This is a genomic window from Microbispora sp. NPDC049125 (assembly GCF_040802045.1).
Lineage (GTDB): Bacteria > Actinomycetota > Actinomycetes > Streptosporangiales > Streptosporangiaceae > Microbispora.
In genome coordinates this window covers 14,166-38,848 of sequence record NZ_JBEZDW010000047.1, presented here as the reverse complement: position 1 = coordinate 38,848, position 24,683 = coordinate 14,166, and the positions used below count along the sequence as shown (strand labels likewise).

Genomic DNA, 24,683 nt, shown 5'->3' with positions numbered 1-24,683 from the left:
GAAACGGGCGGCGGAGAACGCGGAACGCCTCCCGGGCTTCGCGTAGGCGGGCCCGGGAGGCGTTCGTGACGTGCTCAGTAGCGCTCCGCCACCCCCGCGTTGACCTCGGTGAGGACGACGGTGATGTCGGTGTAGCGCAGGACGTTGGACAGGCCCGGCGCCTGGGCCAAGGTGGCCTGGGCGTAGCGGACGGCGTCGCCGACCGTGTTCAGGCCCAGGCGGATGGTGGTGGGCGTGCGGACGGCGGTGCCCGCGTTGATCCTGCGAGTCGCGAGGTTGAAGGCGGTGGACAGCAGCTCCGCCCGCAGCTTGTTCGGCTGCAGCGCCGGGAGGAACAGGACGGCCGACGCCTCCTGCTGGGACAGCGCGCCGTTGGCGGCGGTGCCGTCCGCCCCGTCGAAACGGGTGTCGGTGGCCTGGACGCGGGCCAGCACCTCAGCGGTGCGCAGGTCCGTGCGCACACCCCAGAGGGCCGACAGCAGCGGGAGCCTGCTGGGCGGCACGGCGGTGATCGAGGTTTGCGCCGAGCCCGCCGCCGGGGTGAAGGCGCAGCCGTTGGCTCCGCCGTACGCCAGGGTCGCCGTGCCGGTCACCTTGGCGCCCGCCTCCAGCAGCAGGGAGGGCCGCGCGGTGAACGTGACGGTGCCCGACGCTCCGGCGGCGACCGTGCCGAGGCTCCAGGTCAGCGTCGTGGTGCCGTCGGCGTTCCTGGTCACGGTGGCCGGGCGGGGCCCGGCGCCCTGGTCGAGGGCCTGGCTGTAGTACACGCCTGCCGGCAGCGTGTACTTCAGCGTGGCCCCGGTCGCGGGCGAGCTTCCGGTGTTGCGGTGACCGACCGTGTAGGTGATCGCCTCACCCGCGTTGACGGAGGAGGTCGCCGTGGTGGTCACGGCGATCACGGGCGCGTGGACCTTCGTGGCGGCTGTGGCCGTGTTGTCGGCCAGCGACTCGTCCAGCTCGGGCTCCCCGGCGGCGTTCTTGCCGGTGACCTTGACCGTGCTGGTCAGCGTGCTGCCGTCGGCGGCCGTGCATGGCACCGTGTACGTGAACGTCTCGGTGGCCGTCTGACCGGTCGCCAGGTCGCTCAGCTGCCGGGTGACGGGGTCGCCGGCGGGCGGCGTGAACGTGACGGAGGTGGCGGTGGACTTGCTCGCCCCCTTGTTGCCGATGGTCACGGTGGCGGTCACCGTGTCGCCTCCCGCGGCGTCGGCCTTGTCGACGGTGACGCCCGCGGTCAGGTCGACGGCGTTCAGACGCAGGACGGCGTCGCCGGTGAGCTCGGGGACCACCGGGCCGTGCACGCCGTCGGAGAAGTAGCGGCTGTTGGTGAAGTCGTAGACCAGGCGGTCCCAGTCGGGGTTGCTGAGCAGCGTCTCGGTGTCGTCCGTGCTGCTGCACCCCGCGTCGAGGGCCGTGATGCGGTTGATGTTGGCCCTGGCGTGCGCCGAGAAGGGCGGGCCGTCGCCGGTCCAGTCGATCGGGTCGTCGGACGGGCCCTTGCGCACCATGCCGCCGACGCCGTAGATGACCGGCCGGTAGACGCCCGCGAGGCCCGGGTCCTTGATCTCGTCGAGGTCGTCCTCCTTCAGCATCTCCTTGCCGAATCGCTGGTAGTCGAGGGGCCGGTCGGGGTCGACGTTGGCGAACTGCCAGGAGTAGCTCATGACGCTCTGGTAGTTGGGCTTGCAGTTGATCTGGTCGACGGTTCCGTTGTTGTAGCGTCCGCCGTGCCCGAGACCGAACGTGTGGCCTATCTCGTGCAGCAGCGTCGCCTGCTCGGCGGCGGCGCGCCCGCCGACGTTGTCGAGCATCTTCGTGGTCCAGCGGCCGAGGGACACGACGAAGTCGTTGGAGCCCCGGTCGTCCAGCTCCGCGCGGCCCGAGGTGGTCCCGCTGCCGGTCAGGCCGTTGATGAAGATCCCGTAGCGGAAGTGCAGCCGCTTGAACAGCATGATCTTGTCGCACAGCGGGCTGGCCCTGTCGGCGTCGGTGCCGAAGTTGCCGGTGGCGTCCGGCCCGCATGCCTTGGCCGGGTTGCCCTGCTTCAGGTCGTCGAAGTCGTCGTACGCGCCCGGGGCGCGGTCGTCGCTGAAGTCGATCGCCTCGGCGTACGGAAGCTCCTCGTCGGGGAGGAAGTGGAGCGCCAGGCCGTCCGCCTCGGTCTGGGGATTGGTCACGAGGGCGTTGGAGAACACCTGCTCCACCCTGGACAGCACGCCGTCCTGCGGCTTCTCGCCGCGCATCCAGTCGATCTCGGTGTACAGGTCGCGCCGCGTGGGGTCGGCGCCGGCCAGCGGCAGGTCGACCACGTTGTCGTCGTCGAAGTCGACGCCGCGATACTCCTGGTAGTCGGTGTAGCCGTCGCCGTCGGAGTCGCTGGCGCTGTTCGGAGTGATCTCCAGGCACACCTCCACGGCGGGCTGTGGATCGCTGCCGAAGATCCCGCCGCCCGGCTCGCCGTTTCCTGTGACGCACTGTACGGACGACGTCATGTCGCCGGAGACGGTGCCGTGGATCATGTTGACCTTGAACCGGGTGACGGCGTCACCCGACCGGGGCGAAGTGTCGGCCCAGTCGTCGCCCGACGTCGAGTCGTGGTCCTTGATCAGGACGGAGATGTCCTGGTCGATCACGGTGGTCGGGACCTGCTGGGTCACCGTCCAGAACGGCGCCACCTGCACCTGGTCCTCGGCCGCCCTGGGGGTGGTGACGGTGGGGAAGCCGGCGAAGGTGATCTCACCGTAGAAGTCGGGGGCGCTCTCCCCGGCGTCTTCGAGTCCTTCGTTCCGGCAGGGGGCGACGCAGCTCACGAGGAGGACGCGCACGGTGAGCGGCTGGGTGCTCGCCGCTCTCGCAGGTGTGGTGATGATGGTCAGGCCCAGGACGACCAGGAGAAGGGCGAGGGCCGCGCGTAAGACACCGGTAGGCATACCGCGACTATTGGGTTATCTGGACCGATCCATCATGAGTACCCCCATACTCATCGCGGGCCATGAGCGTGAACCTTTCAACGGGGTTCCGCGGGCACGGCGACGGCCGCGTACGGCGTTTCCGGAGGTCCCGAGCCCTTCCGGCCGCCAAGCCCACGCACCGGCTCCAGCACGGAGGCGGATCGGCCGCCTCGTCCTGTACACCTCCCGCAAACATGCCGAACCTGGGAGTTCGAGATCGGGACGGGCGTCGGACGGCCGTCACGGCGGGGACGGCACAGCTCGGTCAGCCTCAGCTTGGAGATGATCTTTCGTGAGACTCGGTACGGGCCGGTTACAGCGCAAGATCCTGACAGCCGTCACAGCCGTGGCACTGGCCGCGGCCGGGCTCGTCCTGGGCACGGCCACCGCCTCCAGCGCGGCGCTGACCTGCGAGGTGACGTACACCACCTACGAGTGGGGAACGGGCTCGGGCGGCTTCACGGCGAGCGTCACGATGAAGAACACCGGCGACCCCGTGACGAACTGGACGCTGATGTTCACGTTCCCGGGCACCCAGCGGCTCACGCAGGGCTGGTCGGCCCAGTGGAGCCAGTCCGGCGCCCGCGTCACCGCCAGGAGCCCGGCGTGGGGCGGCACGATCGCGACCGGCGGGTCCGTCGCCATCGGCTTCAACGGCGCGTGGACGGGAAGCAACCCGCCGCCGACGGACTTCACGCTCAACGGCGTGCCCTGCAAGGTGATCCTGGTGCCCAGCCCCTCGCCGAGCCCATCCCCCAGCCCTTCCCCATCCCCCAGCCCTTCCCCTTCGCCCAGTCCTTCCCCCAGTCCTTCACCCAGTCCCTCCCCCAGTCCTTCGCCCAGCCCGACGCCGACCGGGGACGTCCCGGTGGACAACCCGTTCACAGGCGTCACCGGCTACGTCAACCCCGACTGGTCGGCCGCCGTCGAGGGATCCGCCGTGGCGGCGGGCGGCACGACGGCGGAGAAGATGCGCAGGGTGAGAAACGTCTCCACCGCGGTCTGGCTGGACCGGATCGCGAAGGTCACCGGCGGCGCCGGCGTCACCCGCGGCCTGGAGGCCCACCTCGACGGGGCGCTGGAGCAGCACGCCGGCTACATCACCCTGGTGCTGTACGACCTGCCGGACCGGGACTGCTGGTCGCTCGTCTCGACCGCTGAGCTGCACTACTCCGAGAACGGCCTGGCCCGGTACAAGACCGAGTACATCGACGCGATCGCCGCGATCGTCGGCAAGCCCAAGTACCGGAACCTGCGCATCGCCACGATCGTCGAGCCCCACTCCCTGTCCGACCTCGTGATCGGCAGGAACACCGTGTCGTGCGTGCAGGTAGGCCAATCAGGGGTCTATGTCTCCGGCATCCGGTACGCCCTCGACAAGCTGTCGCCGCTCCCCAACGTCTACCCGTACATGGACGTCGCCCACTCCGGCCTGATGGGCTGGGATGTCAACGTCGACGCCATGGCGACCCTCGTCACCTCCACCGTCCAGGGCGCCGCCCGAGGTCTCACCAGTGTCGCCGGCATCGCGGCCGACGTCGCCGACTACGTCCCCACGGAGGAGCCGTACCTGCCGGATCTCAACCTCACCGTCAGCGGCAGCCCGATCAGGTCGAGCACGTTCTTCGACTGGAACCTGTACGGCGACGAGCGTGACTACGTCACGGCGATGCGGAACGCACTCATCGCCAAGGGATTCCCCAGCTCCATCGGCGCCGTCATCGACACGTCCCGCAACGGCTGGGGCGGCCCCGCCCGGCCGGCCAGGGTCAGCACCTCGTCCGACCTGAACACCTACGTCGATGAGAGCCGCGTCGACCGGCGCCCCTACCGGTACAGCCCGTGCAACCAGAAGGGCGCCGGGCTCGGCGCCCGGCCCGTCGCCAACCCGCTGCCCGGCGTCGACGCCTACCTGTGGATCAAGCCCCCCGGCGAGTCGGACGGCGCCGGCGGCCCCCTCCTGCCGCCGGACACCGACAGGCTCGTCGACCCGATGTGCGATCCCACCGCCAAGAACCGGATCTACTCGGCGCTGCCGACCAACGCCCTGCCCAACGCCCCCGACGCCGGAAACTGGCACCCCGAGCAGTTCGCGATGCTGGTGGACAACGCCTATCCCCCGCTCTGACCCCGTTTCCCGGCCGGGCGCGCCGATGAGTGCCCGGCCGTCCACGAGACCGGCGTGTACGGCGTCACATCCGCCCGACGAGGGCGACGATCAGGGCGGCCACGCCGTCCTTGACCACGGACAGGACGGCGTCCTTGGCGCCTCCGGCGATCGCGCCGCCGAGCGCCTTGAGCCGTCCGGGGTGCGACTCCACCGCCGCGACGACGGCGCCGGGGTCGGTGACGCTGCCGTCGGGCGCGACCACGCCGGCACGGGTCAGCTGGGCGACGAACGCGCGCAGCTCCGCGACGGCGGCGTCCACCTCGGCGCGGGACACCTCGCCGGAGTTGGTGACCGTGAACGTGTTGTGGTGACCGCTCTGGCTGTACTTGTCACGGCCGACCTTGTCCCCGAACACGTAATCCGCCATGTGACCACTCCTTCGACGGCTATCTGGTGGACGTCATCGTGTTGCCGATCCCGCTCTGCTGGTGCTTGTCCCTGCCTACCTTGTCGCCCATCACCAGATCGCCGCTGATCTGCACGATCCGTTCGTGAGAGGGCGGGTCCTCGATCGCGTCGACGATCTCGCCCTCGATCCGGTGGATCTCGGCCCGGTCGGTGCCGGACAGCGCGGTGTACTGCGTGCCCGCCGTCTCGACGACCAGCGCGTAGCGAGGCCGCCTGATCAGCAGCCGGTAGAGCAGCACGGCCATCAGCCAGGCCGTCCGGACCCCGGCCAGAGCGGCGGCGATGGTGGCGAACTGCTGCGCCATGCCTTCGACGTCGAAATCGGCGCGGATGTCGAGCTCCGGGAGCACGGCCACGGCCGCCGCGTAGATCGCCCCGACCACCAGCACGAGGACGGCGATCTCGCGAAGCGGGTAGAACGTCGCGAGTTTGCCGCCCCAGACCACCCGCAGAGTCTGCACCCGCGAGATGTTCGCCAGCGGATAGACCTCATGCCCGATCCGGACGATGCGCTTGCTGATGCGGATCTCGCCGACTTTTTCCTTCGCCATGCCGTCCGCCCCTTTCGGCCGCCTGGAGCACGGGTTCGCTCTGACGTCCTGATGGTCATGCGGATCGGAGGCGGCGCAGTAGAGTACCCCCCTACTCACCTCCCGGCCTCCCGCGCTCCGCTCAGCAGGGTTGGAGCGCCGGGAGTCTGCCCGCGAAGAACGCTCCGGGAGACACGCCCATCATGCTGCGGAACTCGGCGGTCATGTGGGACTGGTCGTAGTAGCCGGCCATCGCGGCGAGTTGTGCCAGTCGTGCGGAGCGGGCCCGGCCGCAGGTGAGCGCGTGGCGAAGGCGGGCGGTGCGGGCGAAGGACTTGGGCGGCAGCCCGGTACCCTCGGTCAGCAGGTGCCGCAGGTGGCGTTCGCTGACGGCCAGACGGCGCGCGAGGTCGGGCAGGCGCGCCGGCCGCCGGGCCGACAACGCCGTGGCGGCGGTACGGACGAGGCGACCACAGGCCAGATCGTCGCGTGGCAGCATGCCGATGCGGGCTTGCAGAGCCGTTCCGAGGTGCTTGAGGATGAGATCGCAGTCACCGTCGAGGTCGGCCAGCCGCCGCTCAAGGCGGACCGCCGAGTCGCCCCACAGGTCGGCGAGCGGCGTCACCCGATCCACCAGCTCGCTGATCGGCAGACCCAGCAGAGGCCGGGCGGTGCCTGGCGTCAGCCGGATCTTGAGGCAGACCGGCAGGTCCTTGCCGGCGTGATAGGAGGCCCGGGTGCGGGGGCCGACCACGAGTAGGTCGCTGTGACCGGCCGCCGTCGTGCGGAACACCAGGGCGGTGGCGGTGTCCGGCACATGGACGAGTTCGTCGCCGGTCGCACCGCTCAGGTCGTGGATCTTCTCGATCAGCACGGGCGGGGTCCCAGCGGTCATGACCACACATTACTGGCGGACGTGCCGATTTTTCCTATAGGCGGCGGCCGGGCGCTGCCAGCCTGGACTTCATGATCCTTGTTACGGGTGCCACCGGCACCATCGGCCGAGAGGTGGTCCGGCTGCTGGCGGCCGGCGGGGAACGGGTGCGCGCGATGACGCGGAATCCCGCGAAGACCGCCGCGTCGTTTCCCTCCGGAGTCGAGGTCGTACGGGCAGACTTCGCCGATACAGAATCGCTGGTGGCCGCGGCGGAGGGAGCTGAGGCCGTGTTCATGCTCAGCGCGCCGGGGCCGTGGGTGATTCAGCACGACCAGGCGATGCTCGCGGCGGCGCGTTCGGCCGGCGTACGGAAGACGGTCAAGCTCTCGGCGATCGGCACGGGCGGCGGATCCGACGTCAAGGTCGGGGACTGGCACCTTCCGGGAGAGCGGGCGGTGCGGTCCAGCGGCTTGGCCTGGACGGTGTTACGGCCCTCCAGCTTCGCCTCCAATGCCCTGCGCTGGGCTGCGGCGATCCGGGCCGGCGCGCCGATCCCGAACCCGATGGGAACGGGCGCCCAAGGCGTCGTTCACCCCACGGACGTGGCCGAGGTGGCGGCGCGGACGCTGACCTCGCCCGGCCACGACGGGCACGTCTACACCTTGACCGGTCCGGAACCGCTGAGCGTCCCTGACATGGCCGAGCAGCTGGGCCGCGCCCTCGGCCGCACCGTCGAGACCGTCGACATGCCCCTGGATGACTACCGCGACCAGCTGAGCGCCGCCGGACTGGACCCCGCCTTCATCGAGACCGCCGTCAACGGCGCGCGCCTCATCGCGCAGGGCGGCAACGCCACTGTGACCGGTGACATCGAACGTGTGCTGGGCAGGCCGCCCCGCACTTTCGCCGCCTGGGCCCACGACCATCGCGCCGCCTTCACCGGCTGATCGCCGCGCTAGACGGCTTCGTGGTGAGCCGGGGCGGACATCGTGTCATCGGCGGCGGGGGCCGCGCCAGGCTGTCGCAGGACGAGCAGCGCGACCGCGAAGGCGGCCACGAGCAGAGCGGCCGCGACGCCGAAGGCCAGGCGATAGCCGCCGGTCAGCGCGGCGGCGTCGCTCGCCCCGGCGGACAGCAGCCCCTCGGTGCGCGACGCGGCCAGCGTGGACAGCACCGCGACCCCGACGGCCATGCCGATCTGCTGGGTGGTGTTGAACAACCCCGACGCCAGGCCCGCGTCGTCGGCCTTGGCGCCGGACATGCCGAGCGAGGTCAGCCCCGGAAGCACCAGGCCACCACCCGCGATGAGCAGCATCACCGGGAGGAGGTCGGGGACGTAGTGGCCCTGCACCGGTACGCGGGCGAGCCAGGCCATCGCCGCGAACAGGAGCGCCAGGCCCGCCAGCAGGACGGCGCGCTCACCGAACCGGGTGTTGAGCCGGGCGGAGAGGAACAGGGACACGCCGCCGATGGCCGCCGCCGCGGGAAGCATGGCCAGCCCGGTGCCGAGCGCGCCGTAGCCCAGGACCTTCTGCATGTAGAGGGCGACGATGACCTGGAAGGCGAACATGGCCGACAGGGCGAGCATCTGCACCACGTTGGCTCCCGACACGTTGCGGGAGCGGAAGATCCGCAGGGGCATCAGCGGGGTCCGGGCAGTCGCCTGCCGGGCCACGAAGGCGCCGAGCAGAGCGAGCGACACGGCGCCGAGGCCGAGGGTGTGCGCGGCGAGCCAGCCGTACCGTTCGATCTCGACCACGGTGTAGATGCCCAGCATCAGCCCGCCGGTGACCAGCACGGCGCCGATGACGTCGGCCCCGGCGGCGAGCCCGGCCCCGCGCTCCCCCGGGACCACCCGGACGGCCAGCGCGATGGTGGCCAGCCCGATCGGCAGGTTGATGAAGAAGATCCAGTGCCAGCCGACCGCATCGGTGAGGACTCCGCCCAGGACCGCCCCGATCGAGGCTCCGGCGGCGCCGGTGAAGCTGAAGACGCCGATCGCCTTCGCGCGCTCCTCCGCCTCGGTGAACGTCGTCACCAGGATGCCCAGCACGACCGAGGAGGCCATGGCGCTCCCGACGCCCTGGCCGAACCGGGCCGCGATCAGCGTGCCGGGGCCGGTCGCCGCCCCGGCCAGGAGCGAGGTCACGGTGAAGACCGCGTTCCCCGCGAGGAGCATCGTCTTGCGTCCGGCGAGGTCGCCCAGCCGGCCCGCGAGGAGCAGCAGCCCTCCGAAGGCGATGAGGTACGCGTTGACGGTCCAGCTCAGGCCGGCGGGCGAGAAGCCGAGATCCCGCTGGATCGCCGGCATCGCCACGGTGACGATGCTGCCGTCGAGAATGGTCATCAGCATGGTGGCCGACAGCACGGCGAGCACCGCCCAGCGGCGGCCCGCCTGTGCGGAGGGTGCGGGGTGCGACACGGTCGTCTCCTGTCCAGATGGGAACAAGAGAGACCGTAACAGATAGTTTTGTTACAGACCATCCATGTCGGACCTATTTGGCCTGCTGCCGTGCCCGCCGGATCACCTGTGGCGCCTCGACGGGAGCGGCCAGATGCCCCACCGCCAGGTGGTTCAGGGCCCGCACGAGCACCTCGGCCTCATCCTCGGACAGCGCATTCAGAGCCGCGCTGTGGACGCCGTCGACGATCGCCTGGCTCCGCCTCGCGACCTCCGCGCCCTTCTCGGTGACCGCGATGATCCGGGCCCGCCGGTCCGTGCTGGACGGGCGGCGCTCGGCGAGCCCCGCCTTCTCCAGGGCGTCGATCGTGACGACCATCGTCGTCTTGTCCATGTCGCCGAGCTCGGCGAGCTGGATCTGCGTACGCTCCTCCTCCAGGGCGTGAACCAGCACGCAGTGCATGCGCGCCGTCAGCCCGATCTCCGCGAGCGCCGCCGCCATCTGCGTTCTCAGGACGTGGCTCGTGTGGTCCAGCAGGAACGACAGGTCAGGCTCGCCGCGAGCGGGCGCCATGGCGGTCATACTCGCAGCGTACCAAGTGGTCTGACTCCGGATTATCTACAACAAACGCTCGGACCGATCCCGGCGTCCCACCGGACGCGAACGCGACGCGCAGCCGTACGGCGGATTCCGCTGTCCGCATGTGTCCACACCAGGACACTGTCATTGTCACGGTCCATTCGCGGTGAGACCCTGAGCTGCCCCGCCGAGAGGAGATCGACGATGGCTCAACCGATGCCGACCAAGCTCGCCGTCATGACGCGAGTGAACGCGGCCTTGCTGCAGACCGACCTGAGCACCGCGCAGGTCTGGAATCCGTTCACCTCCATCACCGAAGGCGGTGACCCGAGCGGGTTCCTGGGAACGCCGGGCACGGATCCCCGGGTGCCGCAGGTGATCGACGACGCCACGACGTTCGCGAGTCTTTCGACCATCAAGAAGAGCACCTGGGAGGCGACGGCCAGGCACAACAACCTGATCAGCAAGGACGCCGGCCCCGAGGCCTTCGACCAGCCCGTCTTCGAGAAGCTCCGCCTCGTCCTCAAGCTGAGTTACCTCAAGCGAGGCGCGGAATCCGTCCGGAAGTTCCCCGGCGGCAACTGCACCATGTTCACCTGCGCGGCCATCGGCTTCCTGGCCGAGAACCTCGGCCTTCTCGCGCCGGGCACGCGGATCGAGCTGTTCCGCTACACCGACGGCCAGTCGGGCCACGCATTCGCGGTGGCCGACCGCGTCCCCGGCGACGCGAACGTGACCGCCGGCTGGGGTGCCAGCTGCTACGTGATCGACCCCTGGTACGCCCGGCATCGCCTGCAAGCACCCGGGACCAATCCCGTCAAGGACCTGACCGCGGGCACCGCCTTCTACGAGCAGGCCTACGTGAAGTTCCTCAACGACGCGAAGTCGCGGATCAGCCAGGTCACCTTCACCTACGACGAGCTCCGCGACGCCTTCTCCTGAGGTGATCGCAGCGCCCGCCTCGCCGATCGCCAGGCGGGCGCCACCGGCCAGGCGCGCACTCGCCGCTCGCCCTGTCGGCCGGTTCAGGCCGGCGCCAACGCCGGCCGTCATTGGTAGGGGTCGGTTATCTCGCGGAGCCGGGTGAGAGCGCGGCGAAGATGACCGGCGTCCCGCTTACCGAGATGCCGTATCCACTCGGCCTCGACCTCCGCCTCGACCACTCTGGCGACCGCGACACCCGCGTGGCCGCGAGCGGCGATCCGGACCAGCCGGGCCCGCGCATCGGTCGGGTCGGGCACCCGTTCCACGTATCCGGCCCGCTCAAGCTGGTCGACGAGGAAGGTGGCCGTCTGCTTGCTGATCCTGGCCTGCTCCGCCAGGTCGGTCACCCGCGTGCCCTCCCGGCCGATCCGCTGGAAGACCCGGCTCTGCGCGAGGGTGATGTCGTCGAAACCAGCCTCGGCCAGGGCCTTCATCACTCTGGCCTCCATGGCGCGGTAGGGGAAGAAGCAGAGCAGGCCGAGGTTCGGCTGCTCCCGAGCGGATTCCTCGCCCACGCGACCCCCTTGACGAAAGACAGATTCTCGAACCAATATGGTTCGAGAATCATACTAGATTCGGGGCGGCGACGGCTGGAGACCCAGATGAACCGCGATGAGGTATGGCAGACGATCGACCTCGAACGGTCCACCCTCGCGGACCTCTTCGACGAACTGTCCGACCAGGAGTGGGCGACCCCCTCCCTGTGCGCCGGGTGGCGCGTGCGCGACGTCGCCGCCCACCTGACCCTTTCCCAGACGGGTCTGCTGACAGCGGCCTACTGGCTGCTGAAGGCCCGCGGAGACCTGAACCGCATGATTCACGACAGCGCGATCCAGCAGGCCGAGCTGCCCGTACGGAATTACGGCGCCATGCTGCGGGGCATGGTGGGGTCGCGCAAGAAGGCACCCGGCATCACCGACCTGGAGCCGCTCCTGGACGTTCTCGTGCACGGGCAGGACATCGCGGTCCCTCTGGGACGAACCCGGCCCATGCCGACGCCGGCGGCGGCCGCCGTGGCGACGCGCGTCTGGACCATGGGACGGCCCTTCTGGGCGCAGCGAAGGCTGACCGGACTGGAACTCGTCGCCACCGACTGCTCCTGGTCCGCCGGGAGGGGCCGGCGAGTCGAGGGGCCCATCGCGGCGATCCTGCTGTTGCTCACGGGCCGAGACGCCGCCCTGTCGCGACTGTCCGGCGACGGGACGGCCGAACTCCAGGGCCGCCTGTCCTCCCCGCCCACGACCTCCGCACGCCACGATCATCCGTAGCCTGTCTTCGAGGCGAGCCTCGGCACAGGCGCGCCGGTCGCGGCGGATGGGCGGGCAGCCGGTCGTGCGCCCGCCGGTTCAGGTCCGCCGGGCCAGCAGGTAGGCCCGGCGCGTATCGACCTCATGCGGGTGGTGCGCGCGCTCCATCCGGATCTCCACGGCGAATCCCGCGTCCTCCAGCACGCCCACGACATGCGAGGTCTCGAAGAAGCGGAAGTCGACGTCGACCTCGTGGCCGAACCACTCATCCATGTGCCGCACCTGCGCGCCGATGTGGAAGGCGACGAGGAGGAGACCGGATGGACGCAGCACCCGGCGCGCCTCCTCGAAGGCATGCCGCAGCTCCGAGGGGGCGAGATGGATGATCGAGTAGAACGCGACGGCCGATCCGAACTCACCGTCCGCGGCGGGCAGCGCCAGCAGATCCCCCTCGCGGAACTCCACCGCCGGATGCTCCCGCCGGCCGACGGCCACCATGGCGGCGGACAGATCGATGCCGACGACGCTCGCGCCGTGCCCGGCGAGCCAGGCCGCGACGTGCCCCGGGCCGCACCCGAGGTCGGCGATCGGCGCCCCGGCCTCCGTCTGCTCGATGAGGCGTGCCAGCAGAGCCCGGTCGAGCGGCTTGCGGGTGAGCTCGTCACGGAAACCGGCCGCGTACTTCTCGGCGACCGTGTCGTAGCTCCGGCGAACGGAGTCATGGCTTTCGTGCTCCACCATGGCGGACACGATCGCACACGCCCGAAGCAGCCGAGCCGCCCTTGAGGGCACCACGTCGGCCGTTCTCCGGTGCCGGGACCAGCCGCGCGGCGTCTCTGGTACACACGTTCCATGAACTCATCCGCTGCCCGGCGTCTGGGCGTCGTGCCGTCCGTGTTCGCCATCGAGCACCTGCCGCAGGCGACGTTCCCCGAAGACGACGAGTGGGTCGCGCTGGTCCGCGCCCCCGAGGGCCTCACCGTCGTCCGCGAGACCTGGCCCACAGGCTCCGGCGAACGGTGGATCGGCCTGTACGGCGGAGGGAGCGGCCACCGCCAGGACGTTCCCGGCATGCTGACGGCGATCCTGGGACCGTTGGCCGACGCGTCGATCCCCGTGTTCGTCGCCTCGACCTTCCACGGCGATCTGGTTCTCGTGCCCGAGCCGAGGGCCAAGGAGGCCGTCACAGCTCTGGAGGAGGCGGGGCATCGGGTCGACACCGGCCATCTGCGATCCGCCGGCGTCTAACCGCATGTATCGGTAATCGCTCGACGCCTATCGCCGCCCCTGGCTGGAGGCCTTTCTCCTGATCGAGCCGCCGATTATGGCGAAGACCAGGGCGGCACATCCGGGAGCGATGGCCTTGCCGGCGCCGTCCTGGAAGAGCAGGACGATTACCGCGGCGGCGACGCACAACACCGTCGCCAGCCAGATGACGGTCTCCGTCGCGCTGTTCGGCTTCACGACGTCCCCCCGCGCGTATGCGTCTCGACACTCATGTCGATCAGGACGACGCTACCCGGCGCCGCTTCCAGCATGCCGATCAACCGCGGACGGGCTGTTCGCCGAGCTGGTCCCGCACTCGGGCGCCCCTCTCCTCGCCAGGTGGTGCGGCACTGGCGCATCACGCCTCACCGAGCCGCCTGCCGCGTATCTTCACTCAACTTCGCCCATAAGTCTGGAATGTACTCAATTGCTGGCGCTCGCTTACCTATTAGGCACCTGGTTCATCACAACCGACAGATCGTCTCCGCCGCGAACATAGTCACCGTGACATAACGATCGATACCTCCGGCCATCCGGCGACGGCGCCTGAACATCCTGAATTCGAGGCCATATTCAGCCATCGAGATTCAGCCTTCGAGATTCAGCCGCCGAGCGCAGGAGAATCAGTTATGACAAAGACGGATAGAAGTGGATTTGTCGCCATTGTCGTGGCCGTGATCGGCGCGGGGGGCGTCGTCGCGGCCGCCGCGATCAGTGCGGCCCTCACGTCCAGCGATGAGCCATCCCGCCCCACTCCTTCCCAGGTCACCGGTTCGCCACCATCCGACTGCCACCCCAAGATAAAGATCAAGACGCGGCCGGGGCAGAAGATCTCCGGGCCCGACGGCATACGTCTCACAGGAACGGCGTGCGGCCTCGGCGACGAGTACGGCTGGCTGTTCGACTTCGACCCATATGACGGTTACTACTATCGAGCAGGCGAGGGCCCCGTCGTGACGGAGAACGGCCCGTGGTCATTCCATGACGCACCCATCGGCGATCCCGGAGACCGCGGAAAGCTCTATTCGCTGACCCTCGTCCGGGCGTCCAAGGAGTGCAGCGACGCAATTCTCCGCCAGTCTCCAGACGGCGCCGGAAACGTCAAATACCGGGCATTTCCCAAAGGCTGCAGCATCGACGCGTCGATAACCGTGTTCGAGACATGGGCGTAGTCACGAGGGAGCGCGCCCCGGCGCTCTAGACGTCCGGCGCCCTGGACGTCCGGCGCCCTGGACGTCCGGCGCTCTGGACGTCCGGCGCGAACGCGTCTCCGAACGCTTCGCCCGGGTCGACGCCTGCCGCCGCCGCAGAGGCGCCAGCCCCGGCCTGACATCGCCTGCACCCACCGCCGGCGTCCATCACCCCTTGCCCATCCCCGGCACCCACAACGGCACCCTCCACGGGGAGGACGCCCTCCGGCCGCGGGGCACGCTCGCGCTCCGGCTCCCCCTCGCCCGTACGCGGCGGACGAGCTCATGTGCAGGTGAGGGACCCCGCACGGTCGAATGTTAATTCTTTTGACATCGTTTGTGCCGCTATTGCGCCTTGAAGCAGGGTTCCTCCATGATTCTCCCCGTACTTCGCAAAGATCCTTTGCGTCCGCTTTGCTGCACCCCGCGGGCACTCTCCTGCCCGTGAAGGAGATCGTGTGTTCACATCCCCCCGACGGCTGGTGGCCCTGATCGGGACCACCGCCGCCCTGGCTTTGCTCATCCCCCAAGGCGTGGCGTACAGCGCCACGCAGGCCGACCCCGGATCCGACAAGGTGGATCGCGTGGTCCAGGCCGACCTCTCCAAGGACGACAAGGCGACCTTCTTCGTACGCCTGAAGGACGACGCCGACCTGCGCACGGCACGTGCGGCGAAGACCAAGACCGAGAAGGGCAAGCAGGTCTACCGGCTGAAGACGGAGACCGCGGCATCTTCCCAGGCGAATCTGCGCAAGCTTCTCAAGGCCGCGCACGCCGACTTCACCTCGTTCTGGATCGTCAACACGGTCAAGGTGACCGGCGACGCCAAGCTGGCGGCCGAGATCGCCAAGCTTCCCGAGGTGGAGCGGATCGAGCCGTCCAAGGTCGTCCAGCTGCCGGACCCGGCGCCGGGCAAGGCCGAGGCGACGGTCGACTCGGTCGAGTGGAACGTCGACCGCATCAACGCCCCCAAGGTGTGGGACGAGCTCGGCGACCACGGCGAGGGCATCGTCGTCGCCAGCATCGACACCGGCGTCCAGTGGGACCACCCCGCGCTGATCAGCCACTATCGCGGCACTAAGCCCGGCGGCGGCGTCGACCACAACTACAACTGGTTCGACGGCACCGGCGCATGCCCGGCCGGCGCGCCGTGCGACGACCGCGGCCACGGCACCCACACCATGGGCACCATGGTCGGCGGGGACGGCGGGGCCAACACCATCGGCGTCGCTCCCGGAGCCAAATGGATCACGGCGAAGGGATGCGACCCCAGCGGGTGCCCGGACTACGCGCTGCTGGCCGCCGGGCAGTGGCTCCTCGCGCCCACCGACCTGAACGGCCAGAACCCGCGCACCGACCTCGCGCCCGACATCATCAACAACTCGTGGGGCGGCACGGGCATCGACCTCTGGTACAAGGACATGGTCGAGGCGTGGGTCGCCGCGGGCATCTTCCCCGCCTTCTCGAACGGGAACGCGGGCCCGGGGTGCGACACCACCGGCACTCCCGGCGGGTACGTCGCCAGCTACAGCGCCGGAGCGTTCGACTCCAGCGGCCACATCGCGCCGTTCTCCTCGGGCGGCGCCGGCGAGAACGGTGAGATCAAGCCGAACATCGCGGCGCCCGGCGTCGACATCCGCTCATCGGTGCCCGGCAACGGGTACGCCCTCAAATCGGGCACCTCGATGGCCAGCCCCCACGTCGCCGCGACCGTGGCGCTGATGTGGTCGGCGTCCCCGTACCTCAAGAACGACGTCGAGAACACGCGGGCGCTGCTCGACGGGACCGCGGCCGACGTCGACGACACGGGCTGCGGCGGCACCGCCGCGGACAACTACGTCTGGGGCGAGGGCATGCTGGACGCCTACGCCGCGGTCAAGGCGACCCCCGCCGGTGAGCTCGGAACGTTGACCGGAACGGTCACCTCGGGCGGCTCACCGCTGGCCGGCGCGACCGTCAGGATCACCGGCCCGCTGGACCGGACGGTGCCCACCGCGCAGGACGGGTCGTACTCGCTGCCCCGCCTGCTGAACGGCGACTACCAGATCACCGTCAAGAAGTTCGCCTACGACGACGCCACCGCGACCGTCACCGTCACCACCGGCCAGACGGCCACCAAGGACCTGTCCTTGACGGCGCAGGCCATGAGCACAGTGTCGGGAACGGTCACCACCGTGGGCCTGCCCGAGGCGGGCGCCACGGTGAGCGCGGCGGGCACGCCGGCTCGCGCGGTGACCGACGCCCAGGGCCGGTACCGGCTTCAGCTGCCCCACCAGACCTACGACCTGAACGTCACGGCGTCCTCGCTGTGCACGCAGGACGCCACCGTGCCCGTCACGGTGGGCGGTGACATGACCAACGACATCGAGCTGGTGAGCCACACCGACTCCTTCGGCTACACCTGCAGGAGCGGCACCGAGCCGTACGTCGAGGGCACCACCCTCCAGCCGCTCTCCGGCGACGACGAGTCCCAGATGATCACACTGCCGTTCGCCTTCCCGTTCTACGGCTCGTCCTACACCACCGGGTCGATCGCCACCAACGGGTTCATGAGCTTCGGCGCCAACCACTACGGATTCGCGAGCAACGAGGCCCTGCCCACGGGCGACGATCCCAACGCGGGCATCTATCCGTACTGGGACGACCTGGCGATCTGGGACGGAAGCGGGGTCTACACCGCCACCGTCGGGACCGCGCCGAACCGCACCTTCGTCGTCGAATGGCGCAACGTGCAGTTCTACAACACCGACGAGCACTTCTCGTTCGAGGCGCTGCTCGGCGAGGACGGCTCCATCGGATACCGCTACCGGGGGATCGACACCGCCCACGAGGCGGGCACGGGCGCCACGGTCGGCATCGAGAACGCCGACGGCACGACCGCGCTGCAGTACTCCTTCAACACCGCCGCCATCGCCGACGGCCAGAGCCTGGCCTTCGCCGCCCGGGGACACGGGCTGGTGACCGGCACCGTCACCGACGCCAACGACGGCGAGCCCCTGGCGGGCGCGACGGTGAAGGTGGGCGACGTGGCCGCCCTCACCACCGGCGCCGACGGCACCTTCTCCGGGCAGGTCCTCGCCGGCGACTACACAGTGGAGGTCTCGGCGGACCACTACGGCACCACCACCAAGGAGGTCACCATCACGGCCGGTGCGCGCAACACGCTCGACACCGCACTGGCCACCGGACGGGTGACGGCGTCGACCGGCGAGGTCACGCTCGTGATGCCGGCGTCCTCCACGAGGAAGGCCACGGTCGTCCTGTCCAACCTCGGGGACGACACGACGTACACCGTCGAGGCCGTCCCCGGCCAGAGCTGGCTGAGCGTGGCTCCGGCCGGCGGGCAGATCGCGGCGGGCAAGTCCGTGACGCTCGAGGTCACCGCGTCCAGCGCGGGTGTCCGGGCCGGCACCGTCCGCACCGGCACGATGATCGTGCGCTCGGCGAGCGGCCGCAACCCGGAGTTCCCGATCACCGTGTCCGTCGTGGTGCCCAAGCTCCAGGTCGCCGTCGAGGCCGGTGGCACCAAGAAGGTGGTCGACGCGGCCGGCGACACCTGGGCGGCCGACCGCAAGTTCACCCCCGGCGGCTACGGCTACATGGGCGGCGACAGCCAGGCGAGCACGTCCACCGAGCCGGTCGCGGGCACCACCGAGCAGGCGCTCTACCGGAGCGCCCGCGAGGGCATGCGCGAGTACCGGTTCGACAACGTGCCCGACGGCGTCTACACCATCGAGCTGGGCTTCGCCGAGACCCGGCACAAGGCGCCGGGCAAGCGGGTCTTCGACGTCAGCGCCGAAGGCCGGCTCCTGGTCCAGACGCTGGACGTCGCCAAGACGGCCGGGCAGAACACCGCGGTCAGCCGCCAGTACACGGTGAAGGTCACCGACGGGCGGCTCGACGTGAGGTTCACCCCGCGGACCGGCGACGCCATCGTCAACGCCATCCGCATCACCGAGCGTCCCGACAAGGCCGCTCAGTAGCCGCGCTCACTCAGTGAAATCGGCCACCGCCTGAAATCGGCCCGCCCCGCCCAGTGGGGCGGGCCGTCCCGGAGACCGCAGCCGCCCTCGCCGTCACAGGCCCGGCCCGGTGAGACGCCGATCGCCACGGGTCGTGATGACGTACACCTGCCAGTTGTAGTAGTCGTAGTAGTTCCTGATGTCCTGCTTCATCTGCCGCGCGTGCAGCAGCACCGCGTCGACGTACGCCTGGGAGTGGTTGTAGGCGTACAGCGCGCGCCGGTAGTCGCGCGGCGCTCCGGTCGCGTGCAGGTAGTTGGCCGCCGCGAGCAGCGCGTCCCCGGTGTCCTGGATGTCGCCGCCCATGCCGTACGCCTTCCACGTCCCCGGCATGAACTGCATGGGGCCCTTGGCGCCCGTGTAGCTCGGCGACCTCACCCGGCCGAACTTCGTCTCGACGAACATCACCGCAGCGAGCACCTCCCACTCGACGCCGAACCGGCGCTCGGCCCTCCGGAGGTCGCCGAGCAGCACGCCGGCCGGTTTCGGCGCCTGGACGCGGAACCTGGCCGCCCCCTTGATCGGCCGGGCGAGGGAGAGCAGGTTGCGGATGGCTGTCACGTTGTCCTTCGCCCGCGCGGCCAGGGTCTTCGGCAGCCTGGCGTACGTGCGGGACGCGACCTTCGGCTCGCGGGCCAGATACCTGTAGACGCGCTGCTCGCGCAGGGCCAGCAGCACCACGGGCTCGGGAGCCTGTCCTCCGGCGGGGTCTCCATCGCGCGTCCAGTCGTCCGTGGCGCGCCGAAGGTCCGCCACGGTGCCGGCCAGCGAATCGGCCAGGCGCGACGGATCGGTGGGGATCGCGGCGTCCGGAGCGGGCAGGACGGGGGCCTGACCTGAGGAGTCCTTCGCCGGCTGCCCGGAATCCGGCCGCGTCGCCGCCTGGCGGGACGCGGCCGGCGAGGCGGCATCCTGTGAGCCCGCGCCTTGCGAGGCGGCACCCTGCGAGCCGGCGCCCTGCGAGCCGGCGCAGCCAGACGCCAGGACGGCCAGGCCGACGAGCGAGGCGACCAGCCGCCTGCCGCGTGACAGGCCGATGAGCCCGGCCTGTGGCCGACCGGCCGGGACATGCCCGGGCGTCCCCCCGCTGCGCCGGTGACGGCTCCATGGCCGCGCGATCTCCGTGTGCTTCTCGTCCATCGGTCCCCACCGTATGCCCAGCGGGTCAGTCGTTCTCCACGTCGAGCAGCCCGCGCCGGAAGGCGACGGCGACGGCGGCCGCGCGGTCGTTGACGCCGAGTTTCGTGTAGATGTGCAGCAGGTGACTCTTCACCGTGGCCTCGCTGATGAACAGGCGTGCGGCCACTTCGCGGTTGGTGGTGCCCTGAGCGATGAGGTCCAGGACCTCAAGCTCCCGCGCGCTCAGCGGGTCGGCTGGAGCACGCACCTGCCCCAGGAGGCGGGTGGCGACCGAGGGCGAAAGGACGGCTTCGCCCCGCGCCGCCGTACGGACGGCCCGGATGAGATCGTCGCGCTGGGTGTCCTTGAGGAGATAGCCGGTGGCCCCGGCTTCGATGGCGGGCAGGACGTCCTTGTCGGTGTCGTAGGTGGTGAGGACCAGCACGCGTGCCGTGATCTCCAGCCTGGCGAGCTCCTTGATCGCCGTGACGCCGTCCATCCTCGGCATGCGGAGGTCCATGAGGATCACGTCCGGGTTCAGCGCCCGTGCGAGCTCGACCGCCTGTGCGCCGTCTCCGGCTTCACCGAGCACCACGAAGTCCGGAGCGCCGGCGAACATGCCGCGGATGCCGTCGCGGACGATGGGGTGATCGTCGGCTATCAGCAACCGGATGGGCACCTCAGACACGTCCGCCCTCCCATGCGACGGCGGGCACGCTCGCGGAGATCGCGGTGCCGCCGCCGGGCTCCGACTCGATCTCCAAGGTGCCCGCCAGACGGCTGACGCGCTTGCGCATCGACGTCAGGCCGAAACCACCGCCGCCCCGGACGCGCTCGGGATCGAATCCGGCGCCGTCGTCGCGCACGTCCAAAGTGACCACATCCTCCATGTACGACACGGTCACGCCGACTCGGGATGCACCGGCGTGCTTGGCCGTGTTGGCAAGGGCCTCCTGTGTCGTGCGGAGCAATGTCTCCTCCACCTCGGGGTGCATGGGCCGGACCGTACCAGTGGTGGTGAAATCAGCACGCACCCCGTTGATCTCACCCCATCGGCCCACGACCTCCCGCAGCGCCTCAGGCAGCGGCGCCGCCTCCAACTGGCCGGGCCCGACCGCGTGCACCGAGCGCCGCGCCTCGGCGAGGCTCTCCCGCGCCAGCCGTACGGCATTGTCCACGTGACGCCGCCACTCCTCGGCCTGCTGTGCCGCCTGGAGCTGGGTGATGATGCCGGTCAGGCCTTGGGCGAGGGTGTCGTGGATCTCCGCCGCCATGCGCTGCCGCTCGTCGAGCACACCCGCCTCTCTCGCCTGCACCAGCAGCTGAGCGTGGAGGCCGGCGTTCTCCCTCATCGCCTTCTCCAGCCGCGCCACCATCTGTTTCCGTTCAGCGCTGCGCTCGGCCGTGATCTCGCCGACGAAGCTGAACAGGCTGACCCCGGCGACGATGGCGGCGGTGAAGAAGAGGTACGCGAAGATCGCGGACGGGGTGCGGTCGGGCGGCCCGCCGCCGTAGGCGGCGACGCTGATCGCCGCCGTGGCGGCGACCCCGGCGAACCGCCACTTGCCTTTCAGGTACTGCCACGAGTGGAGGTATCCGGTGAAGCCGAAGAAACTGGCGAACCATACTCCCTGCGTGCAGAGCACCCCGATGAGAACCACGAGCCCCGCCACGTAGACCGCGCCTCGCGGCACCAGCCACATCCAGGCGGCGGCCGGCGCGGCCAGCGCGACCGTCAGCCACGAGCGCCCATCCCCGAGGAGGGAGAGCACCGCGGAGATCGCCAGCAGGACGTACGGCACAGCCGCCATCTGGCGCTCCAGAAGCCTTTCCCGCCGGTCGAGCTGCCCGGTCATATCTCACTCCCAGCGGAAGAACCTGGCGGCGGCGATGCTGACGACCAGCGCGTACACGGCCATGACCGCCAGCGGCAGCGGATCAGGGACGCCACCCGCCCAGACGTCCTGCAAGCTCTGCCGGAAAGCACCCAGAGGGGTGTATTCGCCGACGCGGGCCAAGATAACCGGCATTTGATCCGCCGGCTGCATCAGCCCGGCGAGGAAGGCCATCGGGAAGTACAGCAGGACACCCACCCCGTTGGCCGCCCGCCCGTTCCGCGCCAGGGCCGCGATGAGCAGCCCGATGGCGAACATCGCGGCCGTGCCCAGCAGGAGGGTCACCGCGATCAGCAACCCCCGGGAGGGCAGGTGAGCGCCCAGTACGGTGCCCGCGACGGCCAGCAGCAGGCCACAGGTGACCACCACGAGGACCGACTGGAGGATCAGCTGCACCACCAGCATGTTCACCGGACGTAGAGGCGTGGTCGAGAGCCTGCGCAATATGCCCCTTTCCCGGTAGGTGGCCAGGGTGGTGGGCAGCATGTACAGCCCCACGAGCCCTACGGCGATCGCCAGCGCCATCGGCAGGAGCACGGTGTCACCCGGCTCGATGGAGCTTCCGAAGACCACCAGGATGAACAGCGGGATGAGGACCGTGAACACCGACCCGGGCTCCCTGACGAGCAGCTTCAGTTCTACAGAGGTGAGTTTGGCAAGCGCGGTCATGGTGTGGTCTCCGTCAGCTGGAAGTGAACGAGCGGCCGGTGAGAGCGAGGAACGCGTCGTCGAGAGTGCGCTTGTCGATCCGCAGATCACCGACCAGGATGTGATGCCGGGCGAGCTGCGCGACGACAACCGTGGCGAAATCACCCTTTCCTGTGACGACCACCCGGTTTCCGTCCCTGCTCACCGTGGTCACCCCGGGCAGCTCACCCAGCTCGACCAGGTCCCCGCTCATCAGCGTGAACCTCATCTGGTGCTCGGCGTCGATCCCGTCGATCAGCCCGGCCGGAGTGTCGATCGCGACGATTGTGCCGTGGTCGAAGACGGCGACCCGGTCGCAGAGCTCCTCCACCTCGTCCATGAAATGGCTGACCAGGACCACCGTCACGCCACTCGCGCGGACCCGCTTGATCAGCTCCCAGGTGGTACGGCGAGCCTGCGGGTCAAGCCCGGTGGTGAGCTCGTCGAGAAAGGCCACCCGCGGCTTGCCCACCAGTGCCAGCGCGATGAACAGCCGCTGCTTCTGACCACCGGACAACTTCCCGAAGCGGACATCGCGCTTGTCGCCCAGCCCCCACTCGTCCAGGAGTTGTCGCCAGTCGCGCGGGCCGGCGTAGAAGGAGGCATAGAGGTCGAGCGCCTCCCAGACCTTGATGTTCTCCGGCAACTGCGTGTGCTGGAGCTGCACCCCGATCTGCTCGCGCAGCTCGCGCCCATCCTTGGCCGGGTCCAGCCCGAGCACCCTGATCGATCCGCCGTCGGGCTGCCGCAGCCCCTCCACACACTCCACGGTTGTGGTCTTGCCGGTGCCGTTGGGCCCGAGAATGCCGAAGATCTCGCCTTCCTCCACGGAGAAGGACACCCCGTCGAGAACGGTCAGATCCGCGTACCTCTTGCGGAGGTCGGTGACTTCGATGACTGCCATGGCACAAGCATCTTTCGCCTGCGCCTGCGGGGAATCGGCCTGCCGGCCACGATCTTCCCCGGATGAGGCTGGCCGGAAAACCAGCCGATCGGTTGATGCACGCACAGACACCGGCGTGCCAGGCGCACCGGCCGGCGTCGAGTGGATCCGAGCGCTATGGGTGCATCGGCGGGCGTCGACCCGCGCACAGTGGCCGCGCACAGGGGCCGCGCACATCGTCGCGGCCCTCCGGAGGGAGACACCGAACCCGTCTTTCCGTGAACGAATGTTCTCCAGCACGCGTCGTACCAGTGAACGAAAGGGAGGCATCATGCGCACCGTATTCGTCTCAATCTCCGGGGTGGCGATGCTCGGGCTGGCGTGCGTGCCGGCTGCGCCGGCATCCGGCGCCGTTCAGCACGAGAGCCACCGGGCCGAGGAGGCCGCGCCGGCGTGGAAGCTGGTCAGGGTGAACACGCTCCCCCGGGACGACGTTCTGGGCGATGTGACGGTCCTCGGAAACGGGTCGGTGTGGGCGGCCGGTCACCGGGTCGTGGACGGAAAGCAGCGGGGCCTGGTCCAGTCGTTCACCGGCGGGTCGTGGAAGGTGATCCCGAACAGTCCGCCGTACGAGCTGACGGCCGTGACGGCCACCTCGGGCAACAACGTGTGGGTCTTCGGCGGGGGCAGGGCCGCGCGGTGGAACGGCCACGCGTGGACCACCAAGTCGCTGGGCAGCGGATTCTTCGCGACGGACGCCGACGGGACGGCCGCGAAGGACATCTGGGCGGTCGCCCAGTCCTCCGCCTCGGCGAGGCACTGGAACGGGTCCTCCTGGAAGAGCGTCGCGCTGCCGGCCCACGCCGCCGCCGTCGACGCGTACAAGGCCGGTGAGGTCTGGGCGGCGGGGGCCAAGGGCAGCCGTCCCGCGGTCATGCGGTGGAACGGCAGGTCCTGGAAGCTCCTGTCCACGCCCAAGCTCACCCTCCCCGCCCGCGACGCCGAGGCGGCCGTCCAGGACATCGCCGTGCTTGGCCCGAAGAACGTGTGGGCCGTCGGCGGCGTCACGTGGGAAGGCGCCAACGACGAGGGCGACGATGTGACCTTCAACCGCACCCTGGTGATGCGCTGGAACGGCCGTTCGTGGACCGCCTCGATCGGCGACGCCAACGCCCAGCCGTACACAGAGGTGGAGCCCGACGGCAAGGGCGGCGTGTGGGTCGTGCAGGGCGGCTGGAACGCCACGCTGTGGAACGTCACGGGCTCGACGTGGAAGAGCACCCCGCTCCCCCGGAAGGCTGGCACGGACGCCGTCCTGTCCTCGATCGCGCGCAGGCCCGGGACGGCGACGGTGTGGGGCGCGGGCTTCACCGTGCCGCAGGGCGACCCCGACGACCCCTCGGCCAACGGCACGTTCTGGCGCACACGGTGACCAACCGATCGAGGGACCGCCGCGCCGGTCCGCGCTCGACG

The 24,683-nt window shown here is 69.9% G+C and carries 22 protein-coding genes; 8 read left to right on the top strand and 14 right to left on the bottom strand.

Features of this window, described 5'->3' with window-relative positions; genetic code table 11:
• Positions 1 to 74: 74 nt before the first annotated feature.
• The gene (locus AB0B72_RS35480; protein WP_367743855.1) at positions 75 to 2,930 is read right to left on the bottom strand and encodes a CARDB domain-containing protein; all 2,856 of its coding nucleotides are present in this window, start codon (positions 2,928 to 2,930) and stop codon (positions 75 to 77) included.
• Between the two features lie 313 nt (positions 2,931 to 3,243).
• Between AB0B72_RS35480 and AB0B72_RS35475 the strand changes: the two genes are divergently transcribed.
• Positions 3,244 to 5,079, top strand: coding sequence for a glycoside hydrolase family 6 protein (locus tag AB0B72_RS35475; protein ID WP_367743853.1), 1,836 nt, complete (start codon positions 3,244 to 3,246; stop codon positions 5,077 to 5,079).
• 64 nt (positions 5,080 to 5,143) lie between these two features.
• On the opposite strand, the gene AB0B72_RS35470 is transcribed toward AB0B72_RS35475, so the two are convergent.
• The 3 genes from AB0B72_RS35470 to AB0B72_RS35460 form a co-directional block, all read right to left on the bottom strand.
• Entirely contained in the window at positions 5,144 to 5,488 is a 345-nt protein-coding gene (locus tag AB0B72_RS35470) for a hypothetical protein (protein WP_367743852.1), read from the bottom strand.
• Positions 5,489 to 5,507: 19 nt separating this feature from the next.
• Entirely contained in the window at positions 5,508 to 6,080 is a 573-nt protein-coding gene (locus tag AB0B72_RS35465; protein ID WP_367743851.1) for a DUF6232 family protein, read from the bottom strand.
• A gap of 121 nt (positions 6,081 to 6,201) precedes the next feature.
• Entirely contained in the window at positions 6,202 to 6,954 is a 753-nt protein-coding gene (locus tag AB0B72_RS35460; RefSeq protein WP_367743850.1) for a helix-turn-helix domain-containing protein, read from the bottom strand.
• Positions 6,955 to 7,025: 71 nt separating this feature from the next.
• Here AB0B72_RS35460 and AB0B72_RS35455 point away from each other — a divergent pair, with 71 nt between their 5' ends.
• A complete protein-coding gene (locus AB0B72_RS35455; RefSeq protein WP_367743849.1) occupies positions 7,026 to 7,883 on the top strand; it encodes an SDR family oxidoreductase in 858 nt (285 codons plus the stop codon).
• Between the two features lie 8 nt (positions 7,884 to 7,891).
• Here the strand turns inward: AB0B72_RS35455 and AB0B72_RS35450 are convergent, their stop codons facing one another.
• Complete coding sequence (locus AB0B72_RS35450; RefSeq protein ID WP_367743848.1) at positions 7,892 to 9,358, bottom strand: MFS transporter; 1,467 nt, start codon at positions 9,356 to 9,358, stop codon at positions 7,892 to 7,894.
• A 73-nt stretch (positions 9,359 to 9,431) separates the two neighbouring features.
• Positions 9,432 to 9,920 carry a MarR family winged helix-turn-helix transcriptional regulator gene (locus AB0B72_RS35445; protein ID WP_367743847.1) on the bottom strand — a complete coding sequence of 163 codons (489 nt, stop codon included), beginning with the start codon at positions 9,918 to 9,920 and terminating at the stop codon, positions 9,432 to 9,434.
• 201 nt (positions 9,921 to 10,121) lie between these two features.
• On the opposite strand from AB0B72_RS35445, the gene AB0B72_RS35440 reads away from it, so the two are divergent.
• Complete coding sequence (locus tag AB0B72_RS35440; RefSeq protein WP_367743846.1) at positions 10,122 to 10,859, top strand: hypothetical protein; 738 nt, start codon at positions 10,122 to 10,124, stop codon at positions 10,857 to 10,859.
• A 107-nt stretch (positions 10,860 to 10,966) separates the two neighbouring features.
• Here AB0B72_RS35440 and AB0B72_RS35435 read toward each other — a convergent pair whose 3' ends face one another.
• Complete coding sequence (locus tag AB0B72_RS35435; protein ID WP_367743845.1) at positions 10,967 to 11,416, bottom strand: MarR family winged helix-turn-helix transcriptional regulator; 450 nt, start codon at positions 11,414 to 11,416, stop codon at positions 10,967 to 10,969.
• 87 nt (positions 11,417 to 11,503) lie between these two features.
• On the opposite strand from AB0B72_RS35435, the gene AB0B72_RS35430 reads away from it, so the two are divergent.
• On the top strand, positions 11,504 to 12,169 hold the full coding sequence (locus AB0B72_RS35430) for a maleylpyruvate isomerase family mycothiol-dependent enzyme (protein ID WP_367743844.1): 666 nt from the start codon (positions 11,504 to 11,506) through the stop codon (positions 12,167 to 12,169).
• A gap of 78 nt (positions 12,170 to 12,247) precedes the next feature.
• Here the strand turns inward: AB0B72_RS35430 and AB0B72_RS35425 are convergent, their stop codons facing one another.
• The gene (locus AB0B72_RS35425; protein WP_367743843.1) at positions 12,248 to 12,889 is read right to left on the bottom strand and encodes a class I SAM-dependent methyltransferase; all 642 of its coding nucleotides are present in this window, start codon (positions 12,887 to 12,889) and stop codon (positions 12,248 to 12,250) included.
• A 111-nt stretch (positions 12,890 to 13,000) separates the two neighbouring features.
• On the opposite strand from AB0B72_RS35425, the gene AB0B72_RS35420 reads away from it, so the two are divergent.
• Positions 13,001 to 13,396 (top strand): ACT domain-containing protein, encoded by a 396-nt coding sequence (locus AB0B72_RS35420; protein ID WP_367743842.1) that lies wholly within the window; start codon positions 13,001 to 13,003, stop codon positions 13,394 to 13,396.
• 27 nt (positions 13,397 to 13,423) lie between these two features.
• Here the strand turns inward: AB0B72_RS35420 and AB0B72_RS35415 are convergent, their stop codons facing one another.
• Positions 13,424 to 13,612 carry a hypothetical protein gene (locus AB0B72_RS35415; RefSeq protein WP_367743841.1) on the bottom strand — a complete coding sequence of 63 codons (189 nt, stop codon included), beginning with the start codon at positions 13,610 to 13,612 and terminating at the stop codon, positions 13,424 to 13,426.
• Between the two features lie 431 nt (positions 13,613 to 14,043).
• Here AB0B72_RS35415 and AB0B72_RS35410 point away from each other — a divergent pair, with 431 nt between their 5' ends.
• Positions 14,044 to 14,586: a hypothetical protein gene (locus AB0B72_RS35410; RefSeq protein WP_367743840.1), complete on the top strand. Its 543-nt coding sequence runs from the start codon at positions 14,044 to 14,046 to the stop codon at positions 14,584 to 14,586.
• A 476-nt stretch (positions 14,587 to 15,062) separates the two neighbouring features.
• Positions 15,063 to 18,587: a S8 family serine peptidase gene (locus AB0B72_RS35405; protein ID WP_367743839.1), complete on the top strand. Its 3,525-nt coding sequence runs from the start codon at positions 15,063 to 15,065 to the stop codon at positions 18,585 to 18,587.
• A 93-nt stretch (positions 18,588 to 18,680) separates the two neighbouring features.
• Here the strand turns inward: AB0B72_RS35405 and AB0B72_RS35400 are convergent, their stop codons facing one another.
• Genes AB0B72_RS35400 through AB0B72_RS35380 form a run of 5 tightly spaced genes read right to left on the bottom strand, consistent with a single transcriptional unit; the run spans position 18,681 to position 23,231 of the window.
• Entirely contained in the window at positions 18,681 to 19,766 is a 1,086-nt protein-coding gene (locus AB0B72_RS35400) for a transglycosylase SLT domain-containing protein (protein WP_367743838.1), read from the bottom strand.
• Between the two features lie 25 nt (positions 19,767 to 19,791).
• The gene (locus AB0B72_RS35395; RefSeq protein WP_367743837.1) at positions 19,792 to 20,433 is read right to left on the bottom strand and encodes a response regulator; all 642 of its coding nucleotides are present in this window, start codon (positions 20,431 to 20,433) and stop codon (positions 19,792 to 19,794) included.
• Positions 20,426 to 21,601 (bottom strand): sensor histidine kinase, encoded by a 1,176-nt coding sequence (locus tag AB0B72_RS35390; RefSeq protein ID WP_367743836.1) that lies wholly within the window; start codon positions 21,599 to 21,601, stop codon positions 20,426 to 20,428. The genes AB0B72_RS35395 and AB0B72_RS35390 overlap by 8 nt, the downstream gene beginning before the upstream one ends.
• A 3-nt stretch (positions 21,602 to 21,604) precedes the next feature.
• Positions 21,605 to 22,309 (bottom strand): ABC transporter permease, encoded by a 705-nt coding sequence (locus AB0B72_RS35385; protein ID WP_367743835.1) that lies wholly within the window; start codon positions 22,307 to 22,309, stop codon positions 21,605 to 21,607.
• 13 nt (positions 22,310 to 22,322) lie between these two features.
• Complete coding sequence (locus tag AB0B72_RS35380) at positions 22,323 to 23,231, bottom strand: ABC transporter ATP-binding protein (protein ID WP_367743833.1); 909 nt, start codon at positions 23,229 to 23,231, stop codon at positions 22,323 to 22,325.
• 310 nt (positions 23,232 to 23,541) lie between these two features.
• Between AB0B72_RS35380 and AB0B72_RS35375 the strand changes: the two genes are divergently transcribed.
• Positions 23,542 to 24,642, top strand: coding sequence for a hypothetical protein (locus AB0B72_RS35375; RefSeq protein ID WP_367743832.1), 1,101 nt, complete (start codon positions 23,542 to 23,544; stop codon positions 24,640 to 24,642).
• Positions 24,643 to 24,683: the final 41 nt, after the last annotated feature.

Coding starts and splice junctions, on each gene's coding strand:
- AB0B72_RS35480 (WP_367743855.1), bottom strand. CDS start 2,930: ATGCCTACCGGTGTCTTACGCGCGGCCCTCGCCCTTCTCCTGGTCGTC.
- AB0B72_RS35470 (WP_367743852.1), bottom strand. CDS start 5,488: ATGGCGGATTACGTGTTCGGGGACAAGGTCGGCCGTGACAAGTACAGC.
- AB0B72_RS35465 (WP_367743851.1), bottom strand. CDS start 6,080: ATGGCGAAGGAAAAAGTCGGCGAGATCCGCATCAGCAAGCGCATCGTC.
- AB0B72_RS35460 (WP_367743850.1), bottom strand. CDS start 6,954: ATGACCGCTGGGACCCCGCCCGTGCTGATCGAGAAGATCCACGACCTG.
- AB0B72_RS35455 (WP_367743849.1), top strand. CDS start 7,026: ATGATCCTTGTTACGGGTGCCACCGGCACCATCGGCCGAGAGGTGGTC.
- AB0B72_RS35445 (WP_367743847.1), bottom strand. CDS start 9,920: ATGACCGCCATGGCGCCCGCTCGCGGCGAGCCTGACCTGTCGTTCCTG.
- AB0B72_RS35440 (WP_367743846.1), top strand. CDS start 10,122: ATGGCTCAACCGATGCCGACCAAGCTCGCCGTCATGACGCGAGTGAAC.
- AB0B72_RS35430 (WP_367743844.1), top strand. CDS start 11,504: ATGAACCGCGATGAGGTATGGCAGACGATCGACCTCGAACGGTCCACC.
- AB0B72_RS35425 (WP_367743843.1), bottom strand. CDS start 12,889: ATGGTGGAGCACGAAAGCCATGACTCCGTTCGCCGGAGCTACGACACG.
- AB0B72_RS35420 (WP_367743842.1), top strand. CDS start 13,001: ATGAACTCATCCGCTGCCCGGCGTCTGGGCGTCGTGCCGTCCGTGTTC.
- AB0B72_RS35410 (WP_367743840.1), top strand. CDS start 14,044: ATGACAAAGACGGATAGAAGTGGATTTGTCGCCATTGTCGTGGCCGTG.
- AB0B72_RS35400 (WP_367743838.1), bottom strand. CDS start 19,766: ATGGACGAGAAGCACACGGAGATCGCGCGGCCATGGAGCCGTCACCGG.
- AB0B72_RS35390 (WP_367743836.1), bottom strand. CDS start 21,601: ATGACCGGGCAGCTCGACCGGCGGGAAAGGCTTCTGGAGCGCCAGATG.
- AB0B72_RS35385 (WP_367743835.1), bottom strand. CDS start 22,309: ATGACCGCGCTTGCCAAACTCACCTCTGTAGAACTGAAGCTGCTCGTC.
- AB0B72_RS35380 (WP_367743833.1), bottom strand. CDS start 23,231: ATGGCAGTCATCGAAGTCACCGACCTCCGCAAGAGGTACGCGGATCTG.
- AB0B72_RS35375 (WP_367743832.1), top strand. CDS start 23,542: ATGCGCACCGTATTCGTCTCAATCTCCGGGGTGGCGATGCTCGGGCTG.